This window comes from Colwellia sp. PAMC 21821 (assembly GCF_002077175.1).
Taxonomy (GTDB): Bacteria; Pseudomonadota; Gammaproteobacteria; order Enterobacterales; family Alteromonadaceae; genus Cognaticolwellia.
Window position 1 is genome coordinate 448,107 of record NZ_CP014943.1, and the last position, 20,249, is coordinate 468,355.

The window sequence follows — 20,249 nt, forward strand, 5'->3', positions numbered from 1 at the left end:
GCCTTTTCATCAATATTTATGCCTTAGTGTTTTATCATTAAGGACACTGAATTAATAAAGGTTTAGGTGTATTAATTTCAGCTTGAGGTTGATAGCGAATATCGCTTACTGAAAGTTTAATAGCGCCGTTGGTATAAAGGGCAAACGGTGAAACAATTTTATCCATTGCGATACCTTTCTCGACAAAACATTGTAAATCGATGGCAATATTTTGCCATTGTCCTTGCGCTAATGTTTGCATTTTATCAGTAATATCAACAGCCGCTCTGCAGCTGCCAAATGCATCACCAATAGATTCACAGTGCATTTCAACAATCACTGGCGCAGTTATGCTTGAATCACGTTTAACAGAAATTACCAAGGCAGAATTTTGTTCTAATTCAAAACCAAGGTCTTCTCTGAAACTACTTGAAAATATCACACCTGTTTTTGCCGTGCCTGAAGTGTCAATTCGGAAGGCATCTTCTTGAACTACTTTGTCTACCGTACGATAAGTAATACCTGGAAGTTTGGCACTATTTGAACGTAACTCTGACGATTGCTGCTCAGATGATAAAAACATACGCCATGGCTTAACTACTTGACCAGAGAATATATTGGTGTTTTTAGTTAGCCCTTCATCACTGCTAACTTCTTCAGATAAGTTATCAGATAAAAGCATTTGTTCTTTGTTACTTTGATAGGTTAAACCAAAACCATAAGGTAATAACGGCTCGTAAACTTCGTCAAATCGGTTAACAATTTGTGTCGCCGTTTTTGGCCATGAAAAAGAAAGTTTACCTGTAAAGTCATGCTGTATTTGCTTGTTCTTATCGGTTAATAGCACATCGGCTAAAGCCTTACCTTCAGAGCCAGGTAACCAAGCAGCAACAAAAGCATCGCTGGCGTTCAGCTCAGCATTTACCCACATAGGTCGACCGCTGATAAAAATACTGACAACAGGAATACCTTGAGCTTTAAGCTTTTTCAATAAAGCTAAATCTGTTTGCATACCACGTTGATAGGCTAAATTATCTTTATCGCCATGCCCTTCTGCGTAAGGTTCTTCACCAAAAATAACAATGGCAACATCTGGCTTTTGAGAAAACTGACCGTTCTCGCTCAGCGTAATTTTTCCGCCTGCAGCGTTAACTTGAGATGCTAAGCCATCATAAATTGAGGTACCGCCGGGGAAATCTTCATTGCTATTATTAGTACCTTGCCATGTAATACTCCAGCCACCTGATTGCTTACCAATGTTATGAGCAGCATCACCAGCAACTAAAATATTTAACTTAGGTGAAAGTGGTAATAAATTAGCTTTATTTTTTAATAATACCAAAGACTCTCTTACCGCTTGGCGAGCAACTTCACGATGTTCTTCGCTACCCACTAATTCAGTTTTACCTGAAAAAAGTCGATTAGCTGGGCTAGGTTTATTAAATAAACCTGCACGTAACTTAACGCGTAAAATACGGCTAACTGCATCGTCGATACGCGCTTGTGGAATAATGCCTTGCTTAACTTGCGCTATCGTATTTTCCATTAATGGCTTCCAAGCATCTGTTGGCACCATAAAAATATCTAAACCTGCATTTGCCGCTTGTGGACAGCTTTCATTTGTACAGTCAACAATTTGCCCATGACCATTCCAATCACCAACAACAAAGCCATCGAAGCCCATTTTGTTTTTCAACACATCGGTTAACAAGTAACGATTGCCGTGAATTTTATCACCATGCCAGCTGTTAAATGATGCCATAACTGATTGCGCGCCAGCGGTTAAACCACCCACATAGCCTTGGGCATGTAAGTCGTATAAATCTTGCTCTGACGCTAAGTTATCGCCTTGGTCGTCACCGTCAACAGTTCCGCCATCACCAATAAAGTGCTTTACGGTACTGATCACGCGATCATCCCCTAAAAAGTCATTACCCGCATGGCCTTGTAACCCTTTAACCACTGATGCAGCATAAGATCTTACAATCTCTGGATCTTCAGAGTAGCCTTCATAAGTTCGGCCCCAGCGATCATCTCGAACCGTTGCTACCGTTGGCGCGAAAACCCAATCAATGCCAGTGACCATGACTTCTGTCGCCGTGATTTTTGCAATTTTTTCGACTAAGGCAGGATTGTTTGCCGCACCTAAGCCAATATTATGCGGAAATAGCGTAGCACCAATAACATTGTTATGACCATGAACCGCGTCTGTACCCCACATAGTAGGAATAGTTGAGCCATCTAATGAGTCATCAATAGAAGCTTGGTACATAGCTTCGGCTAAGGCGATCCAATCTTGCGGAGTGGCATGTTTATTATTATCAGGAAACGCGCCACCACCATTAAGGTATGAACCAAAGCCATATTTACGCATATCTTCGAATGTAATATCGCGAATTTCCGGTTGGATCATTTGTGCTACTTTTTGCTCCAATGTCATAGTAGATAATAAGCGCTTTACTTGTCGTTCAAGCGCAGCGTCTGTTTTCACTTCAGAACTAATAGACGGCCAAATTGATAAGTTTTTCTTAGCTAATACGGGTTTATTAGCCGCTACCGGCTTCGACACTATTTCCGTTGATTTTGTTTCGGATTCAATCTTAGCGCCAGCATTACAAGCCGCTAAACCCAATGCTGAAATAGTTGAAACAAATAGGTAGGTAAATTTATTCATTATGCTTGTTCCTTCAAAGTAACAGCTGACGGTTTAGAGCCAATGACACCATAAGCAACAATGTAGATGTAACAAAGTACTGGCAGAATGAAAGATAATTGCACACCAATGATGTCAGCAAGTACACCTTGTAATAATGGTATAATCGCACCGCCGACAATGGCTAAACATAGAATGCCTGCCCCCTGGCTGGTATGCTTACCTAAGCTGTTTAACGCTAAACTGAAAATTGTCGGGAACATGATAGAGTTGCATAGTCCGACTAATAAAATTGCCCACATTGCTAAACTACCACTAGTTAACATAGCAATAGTCACTAAAACCACCGCAAAAAAAGCGTTAAATGCCAACGTTTTACCAGCATCAATTTTCTGCATGACCGCCGCACCTATGAAACGTCCGACCATGGCTCCGCCCCAATAATAAGTCAGGTATTTAGCCGCTTCGGACTCTTCTAGCCCAGCAATATTGGCTTCGCCAAAAAAGTTAATTAAAAAGCTACCAATAGACACTTCAGCGCCAACATAAACAAATATACCCAAAGCACCTAAAACTAAGTGACGATATTGCCAAGCTGAGCCTGAGACAACTTCGTCTTCCTCAGTTTCTGCACTAGCAATATGCGGTAATTTCAACCAAGCAAAAATAGCCGCTAATATCAGTAAAGCCGCAGTAAGGACTAAATAAGGTACTTTAACTGAGTCTGCTGAAGGCTCGGTAGCCATGGAATGTACCGCTTCATTTAGGATAAACAAACCACCTAAATATGGCGCAACCGTTGTGCCTAAAGAATTAAACGCTTGGGTCATGGTCAATCTTGAAGAAGCTGACTCTGTTGGCCCAAGTAAAGTAACATATGGGTTCGCCGAAACTTGTAAAATAGTAATGCCACTGGCTAACACGAACAATGCTGATAAAAACATCGCATAACTGTGCATTGATGCTGCAGGGTAAAACATTAAACACCCTAACGCGGCGACAACTAGGCCTGCAACAATACCTTTTTGATAACCGACTTTTTTCACTAACTGCCCTGCTGGCAAGGAAACAATAAAGTAAGCACCAAAAAAACAAAATTGTACTAACATCGATTGGGTATAAGTTAAATCGAAGATGGCTTTTAAATGTGGAATAAGAATGTCGTTTAAGCAGGTAATAAAGCCCCACATAAAAAACAGAGTTGTTAAAGAAACCAACGCAAAGCGATTTTGCTTAGGTGCACTAATATCTGTGGTGCTATGTTGTTTGTCTAATACGACTGAAGTACTAGCCATAAGATAAATTCCTATACTATGGAATTAGCAATGCCATAACCTTGTTGAGTTCAATTAACTAAAAATACCGTTAGAACATGACAATGCTAAATAAAGAGAAGTGCGCGCCTGCATATCAAACAGGCGCTATGTTTAAGGTTACTTAAAGCTATATCGAACGCCCAAAGTATATCTCGAACCGTATTGTCTAGCAGATAAAAATTGAGCTTCATAACGACCAAAAGACTCTTCAGTTTCGTTATTTAAGTTAACCCCTTCAACGAATACCGTTAAGTTCTCATTAACATCGTAGTTAACACTCATATCGACTTGACCAAACTCTTTAGCAAATTGTGGAGGAGCATCAGAAGAGCCCTGACCTTGACCGACACCAATTAAGTACTCGTCACGCCATGCGTAAGAAATCTTCACTGACAAACCGTCTTTTTCATAAAATGCTTGAAAGTTAGCTGAGTCACTTAAACCGGTTAACGGTGTTTGTGGCTCTAGATCTTTGATATCTGCAACTCTGGTTATATCATCAACATCAAACTCAACATCGCCACCAACAAATGTGGCATTTGCACCAAAACCAAAACCACTTTCACCGAATAAATGTTGAACTGCTACTTCAAAACCATCAACTTTTTTATCATCAGAATTGTTAAATGGACTGGTGATATTCCATTCCATTAATGGATCATCTGAAGCTGGTTCAATGTAACCCTGAGCGTTTAAGGTTGCACCATTAAGCTGCATTTGAGCAAAAATTTCATCACTAGTTGGATCTCCACCTAAATCTGCAACAGCTTGATTCCAACGTGGACCTTGATAAATATCACGCATATCATCAATTGTTGTTTTTATGCCGATATTACTAACAAAGTTTTTTACATCTTTTTTGAAGTAACCAACAGAGGCATAACTACCTTCTGCGTAGTAATACTCGACAGATAAATCAAAGTTTGTTGACTGGTATGGGTTTAGATCGGTATTGCCTTCACCACCAACACGATTGTTAACTCTAGTACTTGCACCTAAAGTTCTACCGCCAGCTAATGCTCCTAATGGAGCACGAGTAATGGTTTTCCCCCATGATGCACGTGCTACAACATCATCAGTAAGATCAACTTTGATATCAATCATAGGTAAAAACACATCATGATCAGCTTCAACCATATAAACAGTATTTTCACCTGGTTGATTTTGAGTATGCCACTCTGAACCACCTTTCCACCAAACTTCAGTTGGAATTGGTTGCACTACATTACTAGTCACATCAGTTTGCTCATATCTAAAACCAACATTAATTTGCACTGGGAAGTCAGCTACATCCATATCCCATAAAGAAGAAACATAAATACTATTAGTATTTTCTTCTACAGAACCTTTAGAAAAACTGCCTTGGTCAAGGTGTTGACGATAAGCTGTTGTGTCAAAATAATCATCACCAAGCAAGTCTTGGTTTAAGTAAGCTTGCGAACGCGCAACAGCTTCATCAAAATCAAAGCTATAATAGTATCCAGCACCAATAGGGCTATCGCCATTTGAAAACTGATCTAAAAAGCCACTAGTGGTGTTGTAATTAAACATACTATCTGGGAATGCAGCAGAGTAATTTGGATTGAATAAGAAACCACCAATGAGACCACTCCAGGCATTTGAACCACCCATAATTTGCTCAGTACGTGCAACACCAAATTTGATGTGCATTAATGGGAAGTCATAAGGATTTTCCCAAGTACCATCAATTTGTAATTGATCTACTTCAGCTTTACCCGGGCTGTGAATAAATTGGCTAAAATGCGAATCCATCTCACTAGGCGCAAGCGTTGTTGAGCCATTTTTCCAGTTAATAACACCTTGTGGGATGTCGCCAGTACGGAAATCATAAGTTTTATTGACTAACTGATCAGATCCAAAGACTAGTGAACCTGCAGAACCCATGCCTTTATCTTTCCCATTATCAGTATTACTTTCTGAATTATGGTAATCAAATGATAAACTTAGCTCATCGGTTGCTTGCCACTCAACATTGAAACCTATTGATTTTTCATCAACTTGGGTAGTATCCCGATTAGCAGTATAAGAACCATCGTTACCCGCTAAATCAGCATACAAAACCGTACCATTTTCATCTAATTCATAGGCATTAATATTTCCGCCATAATCGTGCCATTGGCCCCAACCCACTGAATTATTCCCCGTAGTGGCTTCACCCATGGTGTAATCAAGTGTCATTATAAGACTTTCAAAAGGAGCATATTGAAAAGTAACATTTGCGTTAGTTCTTTCACGTTCAATATCGGCAATACCGTAGTTCATATCACGAGGAAAGAATGCGCCAGCAGCTGCGTTGGCATCACGGTTATCAACAATTTTATCAGCATCTAATGATGAAGGAAGTGCATCATCTGGCTGAAACTGCCAACCTTGAATGTTTGCCGATTGTTGTTGAAAATCACGCTGCTGGTGAGAAAAAGATAACGCAAAGCCAAGCGTATCATCAGCAAAGGTATTACTGTATAACGCTGAGAATTCTGGTGTTACATCATCACCTTTTTCATTTGACGAGTCATATATACCTTTCGCTGAAAGTGAGTATTTCTCTCCTGGACTTTGTAGAGGTTTAACAGTAATAATATTGACTGTTGCACCTAAACCACCACTTGGATTTTCAGCGCGAGCGGTTTTGTAAACTTCTAATGCACTAACTCCATCTGACGACAAGTTTTCTAAGCTGTATGAACGAGAATTACCTGTACCTGGCATTTGACGGCCATTAAGTGTAATTAAGTTAAAGTCAGGACCAAAACCACGTACGGTTATTTGACTACCTTCGCCATTTGAACGGCTGACCGAAACCCCGGTAATACGCTGTAAAGACTCTGCTAAGTTGGTATCTGGGAACTTACCCATTTCTTCTGCAGAAATCGCATCAACGACCCCTGACATTTCTCTTTTTACATTCATTGACCGAACTAAACTACCGCGGATACCTGATACGGTGATGACTTCAACATTAGCTTCTTTTTCTGCTAATGCGACATCTGCTTCTGCAGCAACTAACTGTGTACTCATGCCTGCCGCTAATATTGACGATATAGTCAATGCTATACGTGTTTTGGTAAAAGTTGATTGTTTCATGATTGCCCTACTTACTTAAAATAGTTTGTTAATAGCGACTTGTTGTACTCTGAAAAGCCGCTTAACTTTTTAATTGCTATCTACTATGCGTCTATTACTGAATTGGCTAGTAAATCATAACGTTGTCTAAACGATATACCGCACCTTCACCAGTACCCCATGCAGGGAAGACCATCACTACATCAATGAAACTAATATCTAAACCAGCATCAAATAGTGTTTGTAATGAGAATGTGTATGTTTGCCATTCACCAACAACAGGGTCTAGACCTTCTATACTTGTATTTAACGCAAGCTCTGCAAAAGTAGTTGCGCCATCAGATTCAATTTTAAACAACCAAGTAGATGAGGCATCGTTTGGAGCCGTTATAACTTTAAGCTCAAATTGCACCACACCACTGGCTAAAATAGCTGACGCATCAACAAATACGTCATCGTCAGCAAGAATTCCCATAACTGTAGGCTGTGCACCGATAACAAACTCAGCGGTCATACCATGGTCAGTGTCATCATTTTCAAGTGTTGGTGTTGAACCACCACAACAATCCCAGATAGACCAACCTGTTGCAGCATCATCGGCAAATAAAACATTGATACCTGGAGCGTCAGTTGGATCGTGAATTTTCACGTTATCTAAGCGATATATTGCACCTTCACCGGCACCCCATGCAGGGAATACCATTAGTACGTCAATAGCACTTACATCCAAACCAGCATCGGCTAAATCAGAGAGGTTAAATGTATATGTTTGCCATTGGTCTATCGCAGGAGCAACACCTTCAACACTGTCAGTTAAAGGCAGTTCAGCAAAGCTGGCATTATTATCTGATTCAACTTTAAACATCCAAGCAGCATCGCCAGGCATTGAAGTTACTTTCATATCAAATTGAATAACACCATTAGAAAGAATGGCAGAAGCATCGAATGGCGCAGGAGTTTCAGTGTTGTCTATACGTGAAATAAAGCCCATGACTGTTGGATTAGCACCAATTGAAAATTCTGCTACGTTGCCGTGTGCTTCATCATCTAATTCAACCGTTGGCGTAGAGCCGCCACAACAATCCCACATTGGCCAGCTTGGATTTTCGTTATCAGTAAAAACTACAAGTTCAGGAGAAGCACCAACATCACCTTCAATTTTCATATTGGTAATTAAATACTCAGCACCTTCACCAGTTTGCCAAGCAGGGAAAACCATCACGACATCAATCGCACTTAAGTCTAAGCCTTTTTCTTGCAGCGTAGCTAATGAGAAAGTATAAGTTTGCCATTGACCAACCACTGGGTCTAAACCTTCAACACTGGTATTAAGCGCAACATCACCTGTATTTGGTCCGCCGTCACCAGCTTCTGCTTTTAGTAACCAAGTTGTTGCAGATGTAGGAGGTGTAACGACTTTCATTTCAAATGACAATGTGCCGTTTAAGTCCACTAGAGGAGAGGCATCAAATGGCGCTGAATCGCCAGTAAAGCCGGCAGGAAAGTGGCCTGAACGAGTGGAAAAACCTAATACGGTGCCATTGTTATCATTAATGTTAAATTGAACTACGTCACCTTTATCTGCATCCGAAATAATGGCAGGTGTTGTGCCGCCACAACAATCCCATGCGGTCCAGTTAGCATCTAACGTGCCACCAAAAATAGCTAGATTTTTAGCTACGCCGTCACTCGGTGGTAATGGCACTGGAGCTTTACCTTCAACAAGGCCATCTTCTGCTTTATCGTAGCCAGGTCTAACTGTTTCACAACCCTTGCCGGTTTCAGGATTAGACTGACATTGATAAACTCTTACGTAATCAACTACATATTTATTTTCCGCATGAAAAGCGCTTGCGTCAATACCTGTTTCGTTGACGCTTTCTGGCCAACTACCACCAACGGCAAAATTAAGAATTAAATAAAAATCTTTATCAAACGGCGCCGTGTCCCAATGAGTTTTAAGTTCACCAGAAACTTGATCGAAGTATTCAGTAAACCAACCTCTATGCGCTAAGCCAACCGCTTCATCTTTACTGTTGTAACGCACTTTTGACTGACGTTGTGTCGCGTATAAATAGCCATCCATATACCAACGAATTTCACCTTCTTGCCACTCTATGGCATAAGTATGAAAGTCATCAGCAGGGCTAACACCATCAGCTAAGCTATAAGCTTTACCTGATGATGAGTTGTCAGGCCAGCTTTTACCGTAATGTATAGTGCCGTAAATATGATTTTCTGCGGTGCCATCATCTCTAGCAGCACCTAAGTTAACCGATTCAAAAATATCGATTTCACCCGAACGTGGCCATTCGCCATATTCTTCATCAGTGGGCATCATCCAAAATGCAGGCCAACTACCTTGTCCTGAAGGCACTTTAGCGCGCATTTCAACGCGACCATATTTAAAGTCTGTTTTATATCGTGTAATCATTCGCGCTGAAGTATAAGGTAAGGCAGCGCCATCTTCGGCCGGTAAAGCAACAAGGTTTAACATGCCGTCTTGTACAAATGAATTGTCTGCGCTGTCGGTGTAACATTGTTTCTCTTGGTTACCACCACCGGCACAGTTAACTTCGTGTGTCCAATTTTGCGCATTGATAGCGTCGCCATCAAATTCGTCACTCCACACCAAGCCCCAATCACTAACGGGTTGCTGTGGATCGATTTTATCAGGTTTTGTTTCAGTTTCAGCACTACTACCACCACACCCTATTAAGGTGATGGTTGATAGTAAAGCAAACAACTGTGTAATATTTTTTGCAGCTTTTAACATAATGTATTTTCCAATTACCCAACTATTTTTGTTGTACTAAGAAAACTCGCAATGATTTTGATTATATTATTTATGCGAGTTAATTAGCAGCATAGCTCGGTAGCCATAATTGCAACTTACAACACAACTACAGACTACCCCCTGAAATCATACTGATTCAAATTACAAATAGTTACAAACAAAATGCGCTATGGTGGTTATAGCATGCGGTATGGAAGGTTTTAGATGCATATAAGGGATAAGGCGTTACAAAAGTACGACAAGGGGTTAAATTTGTTTAGATTCTACAATTTTTTGTATGGTTGAACTGTAATTACGACTGACTTTTAATTGTACGTCATCACCCAATTCAAGAATACTTTCACTGTTGCGTAATGGTTTAATACTTTTAATGCAGTTAACGTTCACTAGCGTAGATTTGTGTATGCGCGTAAATATTTTAGGGTCGAGCTGACTGACCAGTTTTTTCATGGTTATTCGCACTACATGAGTTTCATGGGGAGTGTGAACGCACATATAATCACCGGCAGCGTCAATCCAGCGAATATCTTTTATCGGTAAAAATACTTTTTCGTGATCATTATTTTTAATCACTAATTCCTGATTAAAAAGTGTTGGCAGCGGTAAATCAGAGGCTAACCAATTCTCTAACTCCGTTACGGCAATACCTGAAGTTTCGCCCAAGGCACGTAAAAGTTTGAACTTTTCTTTACTTGAATCTACCGGCTTAACACGCTGCATTATACGTTCTACAGTTTTTTGCAAGCGCCCTAAGTTAGCGGGTTTTAAAACATAGTCAATCGCATTAAGTTCAAAGGCTTCTAAAGCATATTCACCATAAGCACTAACAAAAACTATCATAGGTAAAATATCGGCCTGTAATGCTTGTACAACTTCAATACCATTTAACCCAGGTAAGCGTAGGTCTAGAAACAATACATCAGGGCACAAGGTTTGGCATAAATGAATAGCTTGATCACCATCACTAGCTTCTGCGATAACTTCAATTTCTGGCAATTTCTCCAATCTTAGTCGTAATCCCTCTAAAGCAAGAGGTTCATCATCAACAATAATTGCGGTTAACGGTTTGTTTATCATAGGTTAAGTTTTTTTCTCAAAAGGAATAGAAATAGAGACCATAGTACCGCCCTCATCAGTATCGGTAATATTCACTTCATAGTCACCATTAAACATAGCACTTAATCTAGCTCTTGTATTACTCAAACCGATACCAAAACCATCACTGACCTTACCTTGGCTTTCTTGACCATTATCGACAACTTGTATCAATAAACGATCTGTCGATTTTTTAGCGCTGATTCTAATTTTACCGCCAGACTTTCTTAATTCAATCGCATATTTAATGGCATTTTCCACTAAAGGTTGTAACAACATACAAGGTACTTGACAAGCCAATGCTGTTTTACAAACATCTATTTCTACGTTTAATCGAACGCCAAACCTGACCTTTTCAATGGATAAATAAAGCTCAATTAGCTCAAGCTCTTTTTGCAAGCTTGTTTTACTTTTGTCATTTTTATCTAATGAATAACGAAAAAATTCACACAGTTTATCAAGCATTTCATTAGCTTTATCATTTTCGTTTTTATAAATTAATGTTGATATAGCGTTCATGGTATTAAACATAAAATGCGGATTGAGCTGATAACGCAACATTTGTAACTGGGCGTCTTTAGTCGCTGTTTGGGCGCGCAGCAACATTTCATGTTCACCTTGCAACTTAGTGTTATAAAGCATAATAAAATATATCGAGGTCCAAACAAACATGGTAGTTAATGAGAACATTAACCAGCCACCAAACTCTAGCGTATTCCACGCCTCATTCCATTGTTGTTGATAAACCAACATTTTGTAAAAACTTAACTTAATAACATTAAATAACAACCCTAATGAAGCCGCGGAAACAAAGCTTAACAACAAAGTTTTTTTCAGGGGTAAATGCACAATTTTTCTGATCAATTGCCACTGTAAATAAGATAAAAGAAAACCAGTGAGGGTTTCTAGCACCAAATTTATCATCTGCCCTGAAAAATTAAAGCCTTCTAAGCCGAGTTGTGGACGAATAATCGCTAAAAAAACCACCACGGCATAACCTAACCAACCGGTTATTTGTAAAGTCCAAAATTGATGGCTTTGCTTTGAAAAAGCTTGTGGGCCTAATTCAAGTGTACTTTCTGCATGATTTTCCACTGTTATTTCCATTATAGATAAGTCAAAAAGTTGGCCATTACTATTGATAAAGATATAACAAATTGTAGCCAACGAGCAAGAAATGAGTCAAAACGAGTCATATCTGCGATAACACATCATAGAGACAATAATGAGGTTAAAAGCACTTTGCCTTTAATTGAGAAGTTTCTATTTATAGGTTGCATTTAAATAGACGATCGGTCTAATATATAATCATGATTAAAAATAATACAGCCGCTAAACGTGGCAGGCCCGCTAAATCAGGTCGAGATAGCAGTCAAACAAAACAGGCACTAGTGCAAAGTGGTGTTGAATACTTTACTGAATTTGGTTTTGCCTCTTCTGGTATTGATCTGATCCTAAAAAAAGTATCTGTGCCCAAAGGCTCTTTTTATCATTACTTCGCTAGCAAAGAAGCCTTTGGCATCGCGGTTATTGAAGAATACAGCCGTTACTTTGCTAAAAAATTAGATATACACCTGCTCAATGAAAATAATAAGCCCCTCATGCGTATTGCTAACTTTGCCAACGACGCTAAAGATGGCATGGCTCGATATAATTTCAAACGCGGTTGCTTAATTGGCAACCTCGAACAAGAAGTCACCCTATTGCCAGAAAGCCATCGGCTGCAACTATTGACTACGTTTGCTGATTGGCAACAAAAAATAGCCCATTGCCTGGACTTAGCACAACAAGACAACGCCATTCCTGCTTCACTTGACTGTAAAGCCTTAGCGAGCTTTTTTTGGATGGGATGGGAAGGCGCAATAGCTAAAAGTAAATTGAGAAAAGATCTAACCCCCATCGATATTTTTATCGATACATTTTTACAATTAATAGCAAAGTAATTTTTTTAACTATTTATAGACCAGCAAATTTAATTGGAGAGAATAATGTTTAAAAGTTTAGTGATTGATAAAAATGATAGCCAAGGCTATCACACCACTATTAAAGAACTTAGTGATGAAGATTTAAATGATGGTGACGTGCTTATCAAAGTACTTTATAGCACCATCAACTACAAAGACGCCTTAGCTATTACCGGTAAGGTGCCGGTAATTAGACGTTTCCCGATGATACCGGGTATAGATTTAGTTGGTGTTGTTGAGCAATGTGATAATGATAAATTTAACATTGGTGATCATGTTTTATTAAATGGTTACGGTGTCGGCGAAAAGTATCTGGGCGGTTTATCGCAAAAAGCGCGTATTAAGAGCGAGTTTCTCATTCCATTACCAGAAGGAATTACACCATTTAATTCCATGGCCATTGGTACTGCAGGATACACGGCGATGCTTTGCGTTATGGCATTAGAAAAACACGGTATTACCCCAGAAAGTGGTAATATTTTAGTCACGGGTGCAACCGGTGGTGTTGGCAGTTTTGCCATTAGAATTTTGGCTGAATTAGGCTATACCATTACCGCGTCAACGGGCAGTGAACAACAAGCTGCTTATTTAAAGAAATTAGGTGCAAAAGAGATAATTGACCGTGCAGAATTATCAGCCCCAGGTAAACCTCTGATGAAAGAACGTTGGGCTGCGGCTATTGATTCTGTTGGTAGTACAACCCTTGCCAATGTTTGCGCTAGTATTAATTACGGCGGTTGTGTTGCCGCTTGTGGTTTAGCACAAGGAATGGATTTTCCATCAACGGTAGCACCTTTCATTTTAAGAGGCGTTTCGTTAATAGGTATTGATAGTGTTATGCGCTCTCAACAAGATAGGTTAGACGCATGGAGTCGACTTGAACAGACGCAATTAGCTGAGAAAATGTCACAAATCGCGACCACGGTTAGCCTACATGATGCTATAGCCGTTGCTGATAAGTTACTTAATGGTGAGGTTACCGGACGCGTTGTTGTTGATGTAAACGCTTAAATAGGTAATTACTTAAATAGGTAAAGACTTAAATAGCTAAACGCTAGGTATGGAGTTCCAATACTTCTGTATCTAGCGTTTTAACAAAAGCTGTGAGTCATCAATGTTACAACTCGCTGTTGTCTATTTTTAGACATGAAGAATAAACAGGTAATGAATCACTTGGGTTAATTACATATTGATGGTTCTGATAAGAAAGTATGCCGGCCAAATTTCACGTACTTGCCGCTCCCAATTTGGGTCCACTTTGCCATTAGGTAATTGCAACAACCAAAATTTAGCCCACTTTTGTACATTTTTACCCGACTTACTCAGCTTGAGTGGTGAAAATCGACGCTTATATTCATTACCTTTATATTCAAAAACCGCATTGCTCCTGGCTCTTTTATGCAAGCAATCTAATTCTGCCGTAATTATTTCAACCTCCGACAGCGGTAAATAACCTTGGTTTTTTAAGCAAGCTAGTATCGCTGCTTTTTTGATACTCACCTGCATATATTCATCTATATATGGGGTGTACACCATACCCGTTAAACCATAAATAGAAGCAAGTTCACGATCAGCCAAAGCTTTAAGTGGCTCTAACTCTTGGTTAATGTCAGTGAGATCACTCATAACATGAGGCGTTTTAACTAATTTTTTTGGCAATTATATTTCTCCTTTACCCTACATTCCATGAGCTTGCACTAACGCGGTGGATCAATATTATTAGCAATACTGGTATTTAAACGAAACCAACCCGCAATAGCATAACGATCGCGTAAAGCGGGTAATACTTCATGAGGGAACTCTTCGCTTAAAAAAACGACTATGGTGCCAAAGTTTGGTGTTACCGTTATTTTACCATTATCAATAATGCTTGATTGTGCTGATTTTGGAGGATAAATAATTAATTCTCCGCCATCCTCTGCAGACCAATTAGGATTAAGGTAAACCACCACAGATAACACACGGTTATCTTCACCTTTAAAAGCGTCTTTATGCTTCTTATAAAAATCGCCCTTGGCATAATGGGAAAAGTGACTTTCAAAAGAAAATAAGCCTAGAAACAGGCGCTTGTTTAGATAATTTTGCAGTAAGCCAGCCCAGTTTATCCACGCACCACCTGCCTCGGTATTCCCTGTTATCCAACAAATTTCATCGGTGCGAATAAAGTCATTAATAACATGATCTTTTGCTCGACCAATACCAGCGCGCTTAAAATTATCTTCAGGCAACTGAGTAATATGTTGTAACAATAGCGAAGTCAAATTTTCAGGTAAAGCGTAAGGGCAAATACTGAAACCCTTATCGACAATATCACTCGCGATTAATTCAAAAAGTGATTCAAATAATGTTGGGTCATCACCGAGAGGAATAGCTTGAGCTATATTCAACGAGAGAATGTCTTAGAGAGGAAAACTAACATGGTGGTGTTAATCTAATAAAATGAAATATGCTTCATAATAGCATTATGTGCCAACATAAGCGTGGGCTTTCGTTGGCAAAAGTTCATAAAACTATTTACAGAGTTAATTTACCTAAAACCGCTGATCCCAAAGATAGCCTTACCCCATGTTAAGGTTCGGTTAAGTGGTTAATTATTTTTTTATCTAGACTCTCCTGCCACGTTTCAGGCATTTGATTTAAAACTTGCCCCAACAACTTCTTTGCAACCATTCTTTCTGACCCTAGTTCAGATGAGGTTGAGGATATTTTTGCCCATAAGTAGCTTTTGGCTAACAGTTGTTCTTGATTATCTTTTGCATTAGTAAACGCCTGCCAATACAATAACGCTGTTGGCATATAAGCCTGTTGATATTTACCTAATGCCGCTATTTCATACCAACGCAGTGCCAGGATTTCATTTACATCCATGCCGATACCTTGATCATAGAACTGCGCTAATAGATAAGCTGAACTAGGCGATTTTTCATTAGCAACACGGTGTAACCAATTAAAAGCTAGTTGATAATCTTGCGGGAAATATTGCCCGTAGAAATACCATTTACCAAGTTTAATCTGTGCACTTAATGCCCCATTTTTAGCAGCTTCAAGGCAAAGTTGCCGCCCAGCAATTAAATCAACTTTTACACCATCACCACTAAGCAATAACTCACCCGCCTGGCATGCTCCATCAGCTATGCCATGCTCGAACGCCTTTACGAACCAATGATAAGCGAGCTTTTTGTTTTGCTCAACGCCCTCACCTTGCATAAAGCACTGCCCCAATGCTTGCATAGCACCTGGCATATTATTCTTTGCAGCTTTTTGATACCACTGACAGGCTATTGATCGGCTTGGCTGAATGCCCCAACCTAAATCATAAAATAACGCGACATTAAATTGCGCAAGACCATTTTCTAAAGAATCTTGCTCTTTAAAGGCTACTAATGCGGCTTCATATTGTTGCTTTGCGAGTAATGCCTGAGCATTGCGCAATGGGCCAGCCCAATCATCAGTGTCGTTAGCAAAAACAGGCAGGTTGAAGAATATTAGTAACATGAAATAAATAAGGCCGATAGTTAATCGACCTTGAATCTTGTGATATTTAAATTGTTTGTTCATGTTTAACAACGCCATTAACTGCGCGAAGGAAAAATCCCTTGTAAGGCTATTAGCCAAGTAAGTGAAAGGTAAGGTCCACGAATACTAAAAGCCTGACTACTACCGTTATTATTCACTACGGTACCTGACGTGGAATTTACATCGACACTTAAATTAAAAGCAATCGAATCCGCACTCATATCGACATTAGGAGCACCACTATTATAAATATTTTCACGATTAGGGCTATTGGCTAAAACAGCGTCAGTGGGAATATTGGTGCTGCTTCTGGCGGACAAAGCACGTAATGCTATCGTTGTAGCACTGGTGTCAACAACATTAGCCGTTGTTGTCGTTGCCGTATGATTATGAACCGGCATTTGTAAAACATTTAAGGTATGAGTTTCTGCACCGCCTCTTTGTCCTAAACGATAATCATTAAGTCCTGGTCCACGTCCCTGACCGATAGGCGAACGCCCACGCAAATCAGGTAAGCCGAAAGTTGTTCTACCATCGCCACCATAAGTTGTGCCTAGTAGTGAAAATAACGCCGTATTACTAGAAATCGCCAGTAATTGTCCTTCAGCTTTTGCCCAACTTCGAATGGCAAAATTGCCACCAAAAGCGCACATTCCGCCAAGAAAAGGTTGAGAAGAACAGGCTGATGCTTTCATTGGTATGGAGATAGCAGTGAATGTAAGTCCTAAAATACAACTTAACTTTATTAGTTTTAATGTTTTCATTTTCATTTTCCTTAAAGGGTAAATAATAAATTAACGACTAATTTTTTGCTCTACGTTTCACTTGCAATAGTAACATCGCTATAAAAAACAGTATGAAGGTACTAGGCTCTGGAACTGGTGAAGGGGGCTGGGGCGTATTAGTTAAATTATCAGCACTAACAACACTAATAAAGGCACTAGTACGAGCATTAAAAATAGACGTGTTATCAAAAGCACCACCATCCATTTTTAATAACGCAGAAAAACTATTGGAAGCACCCGCTAATAACGTAATATCAAAAAGGAATGTGCCACTATCAGATAAGGTAGCGCCACTGCTAGTCAAAGCAGTACCATTTTTTTGATCACCAAAAGCCGTATCTGAAGTTAAATCTGAAAAAAACAATTCATCGAGTAAACTATTAAATAGGTTAATTTCAGCATCAACAAAAGCATCGCTGCCATCTGCGTCAGAAAAATTTGAAAACGCTAATTCAAAAAATATTTGGTAGCTGTCAGTTGCCGAACTATTGCTCAATGAAAAACCTATATCGAAGATAAAGTCAGGAACTTCACTAGTGACGCCAGCCGTAGTGGACGCAATAGCACTAACGCCTACGCCATCACCATAATCAGTGAGTGTTCCACCTAAAGGATTGACGCCCGTAGGGGTAATATTAGCAATAGTGGTGAGAGACGTACCGCCACCGATAACAAGTGACATATCAGCATTTTGAGTGGCGTTGCCGGTTGTAAAAGTTGAATTCACCGTATCAAATTCAACATTACCTGTAATATTAAGATCTGAAGTAATTAAGCTGGCTGTAGCCGTCGGTGTAATAAAAACTAAAGCACATAGAATGGAACAAATTCTTATAATTTTACGCATCCGTGTAATCCTTTTAATAAGTTGTTAGTAGCAGGTATGCAAGCTTTAAGCCCATTCATAAATTGTACATAAAAGCAGCAACTTACTATTCTTAGTAAAATGTAATAAATAGAAAGTGTAAAATTTTATGACATATTTAAAAGGTATTTATCGGAGGGGTTTTTAATTCTTTCATACTGTTTTTATCAGTAAACTTTGCTAAAAAGTAGTGTTATTGAAGGTGTAAACATTACTTAAAATTAGGAGGATATATTATCAGTGACGCTAACTAGCTACTGAGCAGGAAGTGATAACTCTTATCGATAATTTTCATTGATACCAATTAGCTTGTTCGATAGCTTGATATTGGTGATAAACTGATAATTTCTTTGAAATCTATAATTTACGGGAAGAGAGAATGTGATTAAGACTGTAATTGAGTTTTGAATTGCTTATTTAAGAAGTTATATTTGCTGAATTGGTCAATACTGGAATTTTAGTAAGATACACTCCCTGTATCTTACTACTCTTAACTGGCGCTTAGATTAATATATTTATGAAGTACGTGAGTTGTATTCAAAAAACTAAGCGATTTTTTTCACTTGTTCTTGGTTATCAAGGTATTCATCTAACGAGCCTTGAAAATCAATTAACTTTTTATCTTTAATATCAATAATACGTGTTGCTAAGCTTGAAACAAACTCGCGGTCATGGCTAACAAAAATTAATGTACCTTCAAAGTCTTTTAACGCGTTATTAAGTGCATCAATCGCTTCGATGTCCATGTGGTTGGTTGGCTCATCCATGATCAAGACATTGATATCAGCCATCATTAACATGCCAAATAACAAGCGGTTCTTTTCACCACCTGAACAGTTACGCGCTTTTTTGTTCGCATCGTCATCAGTAAATAACATACGGCCTAGCATACCACGAACACTTAAATCGTTATGACAAGGTCGACGCCATTGTGACATCCACTCCATTAACGTTAAGTCATTGTCAAAAAATGAACCACTGTCTTGTGGACAATAACCCACTGAAGCATTTTCAGACCACTTAACAACACCTTCTAGGTGATCTAACTCGCTCATTAAACAACGTAACAAGGTAGTTTTACCCACGCCGTTTTCGCCAATTATTGCTAACTTGGCACCGGCTTCTAATAATAAGTCGCCTTTTTCAAACAATATTTTACCATCAAAGCCGTGACTTAAATTTTCAAGTTCTAAGGCTTGACGGTGCATTTTCTTACCTGGAGCAAAAGCAATTTTAGGCGTTATGCGACTCGATGATTTAACATCATCAAGTTTAATTTTATCCATTTTCTTTGCACGAGAACTCGCTTGTTTTGCTTTTGATGCATTAGCACCAAAACGGTTAACAAAGTCTTGTAGCTCGGCAATTTCTGCTACTTTTTTATCGTTACCGGCTAATAACTGCTCACGTAGTAAACCAGATTGTGCTAAGTAAAACTCGTAGTTACCTGGGTAAACACGTAGTTCACCGTAATCAATATCCGCCATATGTGTGCAAACAGAATTAAGGAAATGTCTATCATGCGAAATGATGATCATAGTACATTTACGTTTGTTCAACTCACCTTCTAACCAGCTAATGGTATGAATATCCAAGTTGTTGGTAGGCTCATCGAGTAGTAAAATATCTGGGTTTGCGAACAAGGCTTGTGCAAGTAAAACACGTAGTTTCCAACCCGGTGCTACTTGCTGCATTGAACCGTAATGAAACGACTCATCAATACCTGCTTCAAGCAATATTTCGCCAGCACGACTTTCTGCGGTGTAACCGTCCATTTCTGCAAATTCGCTTTCTAAGTCACCAACACGCATACCATCGGCTTCACTCATTTCAGCTTGTGCGTAAATAGCATCTCTTTCTTGCTTAACTTTCCATAGCGGCATATCACCCATGATCACAGTATCAATAACATTGTGTGCTTCAAAAGCAAACTGGTCTTGGCCCAAAGTACTGACTTTGTTGCCTGTACTTACCGATACATTGCCTGAGCTTGGCACTAAATCACCACTCAGTATTTTCATAAATGTAGACTTGCCACAGCCATTTGCGCCGATCAAACCGTAGCGGTGACCGTTGCCAAATTTAGCCGAAATGTTTTCAAATAACGGCTCTGCGCCAAATTGCATGGTAATGTTCGATGTAGTGATCAAAGAGGTATTCCTATTTTCCGTTAACTAAACTCACAAGTGCTAACG

At 39.3% G+C, this 20,249-nt stretch carries 14 protein-coding genes; 2 read left to right on the forward strand and 12 right to left on the reverse strand.

The genetic code is table 11. From position 1 onward, the window contains the following. Nucleotides 1-37 precede the first annotated feature (37 nt). The 6 genes from A3Q33_RS01810 to A3Q33_RS01835 form a co-directional block, all read right to left on the reverse strand. Nucleotides 38-2,653 carry a glycoside hydrolase family 3 protein gene (locus A3Q33_RS01810; protein ID WP_081178310.1) on the reverse strand — a complete coding sequence of 872 codons (2,616 nt, stop codon included), beginning with the start codon at nt 2,651-2,653 and terminating at the stop codon, nt 38-40. Beyond that, nucleotides 2,653-3,927, reverse strand: coding sequence for a sugar MFS transporter (locus A3Q33_RS01815; RefSeq protein WP_081178311.1), 1,275 nt, complete (start codon nt 3,925-3,927; stop codon nt 2,653-2,655). Before A3Q33_RS01815 ends, A3Q33_RS01810 begins: the two co-directional genes overlap by 1 nt. Before the next feature lie 138 nt (nt 3,928-4,065). Then, entirely contained in the window at nt 4,066-7,053 is a 2,988-nt protein-coding gene (locus A3Q33_RS01820) for a TonB-dependent receptor (RefSeq protein WP_081178313.1), read from the reverse strand. A gap of 106 nt (nt 7,054-7,159) precedes the next feature. Then, on the reverse strand, nt 7,160-9,808 hold the full coding sequence (locus A3Q33_RS01825; RefSeq protein ID WP_081178315.1) for a glycoside hydrolase family 16 protein: 2,649 nt from the start codon (nt 9,806-9,808) through the stop codon (nt 7,160-7,162). Nucleotides 9,809-10,075: 267 nt separating this feature from the next. Then, complete coding sequence (locus tag A3Q33_RS01830; protein WP_081178317.1) at nt 10,076-10,906, reverse strand: LytR/AlgR family response regulator transcription factor; 831 nt, start codon at nt 10,904-10,906, stop codon at nt 10,076-10,078. 3 nt (nt 10,907-10,909) lie between these two features. Next, the gene (locus A3Q33_RS01835) at nt 10,910-12,019 is read right to left on the reverse strand and encodes a sensor histidine kinase (protein WP_231295762.1); all 1,110 of its coding nucleotides are present in this window, start codon (nt 12,017-12,019) and stop codon (nt 10,910-10,912) included. A gap of 215 nt (nt 12,020-12,234) precedes the next feature. Between A3Q33_RS01835 and acuR the strand changes: the two genes are divergently transcribed. Together acuR and acuI are read left to right on the forward strand one after the other, a co-directional pair. Next, nucleotides 12,235-12,867 carry an acrylate utilization transcriptional regulator AcuR gene (gene acuR / locus A3Q33_RS01840; protein ID WP_081178322.1) on the forward strand — a complete coding sequence of 211 codons (633 nt, stop codon included), beginning with the start codon at nt 12,235-12,237 and terminating at the stop codon, nt 12,865-12,867. Nucleotides 12,868-12,912: 45 nt separating this feature from the next. Continuing rightward, nucleotides 12,913-13,899, forward strand: coding sequence for an acrylyl-CoA reductase (NADPH) (gene acuI / locus A3Q33_RS01845; RefSeq protein ID WP_081178324.1), 987 nt, complete (start codon nt 12,913-12,915; stop codon nt 13,897-13,899). Nucleotides 13,900-14,070: 171 nt separating this feature from the next. Here acuI and A3Q33_RS01850 read toward each other — a convergent pair whose 3' ends face one another. From A3Q33_RS01850 to A3Q33_RS01875, 6 genes are all read right to left on the reverse strand, one after another. Next, entirely contained in the window at nt 14,071-14,547 is a 477-nt protein-coding gene (locus A3Q33_RS01850) for a hypothetical protein (protein WP_231295763.1), read from the reverse strand. Between the two features lie 38 nt (nt 14,548-14,585). Then, a complete protein-coding gene (locus A3Q33_RS01855) occupies nt 14,586-15,275 on the reverse strand; it encodes a 2OG-Fe(II) oxygenase (protein WP_231295764.1) in 690 nt (229 codons plus the stop codon). Between the two features lie 181 nt (nt 15,276-15,456). Beyond that, nucleotides 15,457-16,446 carry a tetratricopeptide repeat protein gene (locus tag A3Q33_RS01860; RefSeq protein ID WP_196798032.1) on the reverse strand — a complete coding sequence of 330 codons (990 nt, stop codon included), beginning with the start codon at nt 16,444-16,446 and terminating at the stop codon, nt 15,457-15,459. A 14-nt stretch (nt 16,447-16,460) separates the two neighbouring features. Next, nucleotides 16,461-17,168 carry a phage tail protein gene (locus A3Q33_RS01865; RefSeq protein WP_231295765.1) on the reverse strand — a complete coding sequence of 236 codons (708 nt, stop codon included), beginning with the start codon at nt 17,166-17,168 and terminating at the stop codon, nt 16,461-16,463. 37 nt (nt 17,169-17,205) lie between these two features. After that, entirely contained in the window at nt 17,206-18,036 is an 831-nt protein-coding gene (locus A3Q33_RS01870) for a PEP-CTERM sorting domain-containing protein (RefSeq protein ID WP_081178336.1), read from the reverse strand. A gap of 563 nt (nt 18,037-18,599) precedes the next feature. Next, the gene (locus A3Q33_RS01875; protein WP_081178339.1) at nt 18,600-20,204 is read right to left on the reverse strand and encodes an ABC-F family ATPase; all 1,605 of its coding nucleotides are present in this window, start codon (nt 20,202-20,204) and stop codon (nt 18,600-18,602) included. Nucleotides 20,205-20,249 lie beyond the last annotated feature (45 nt).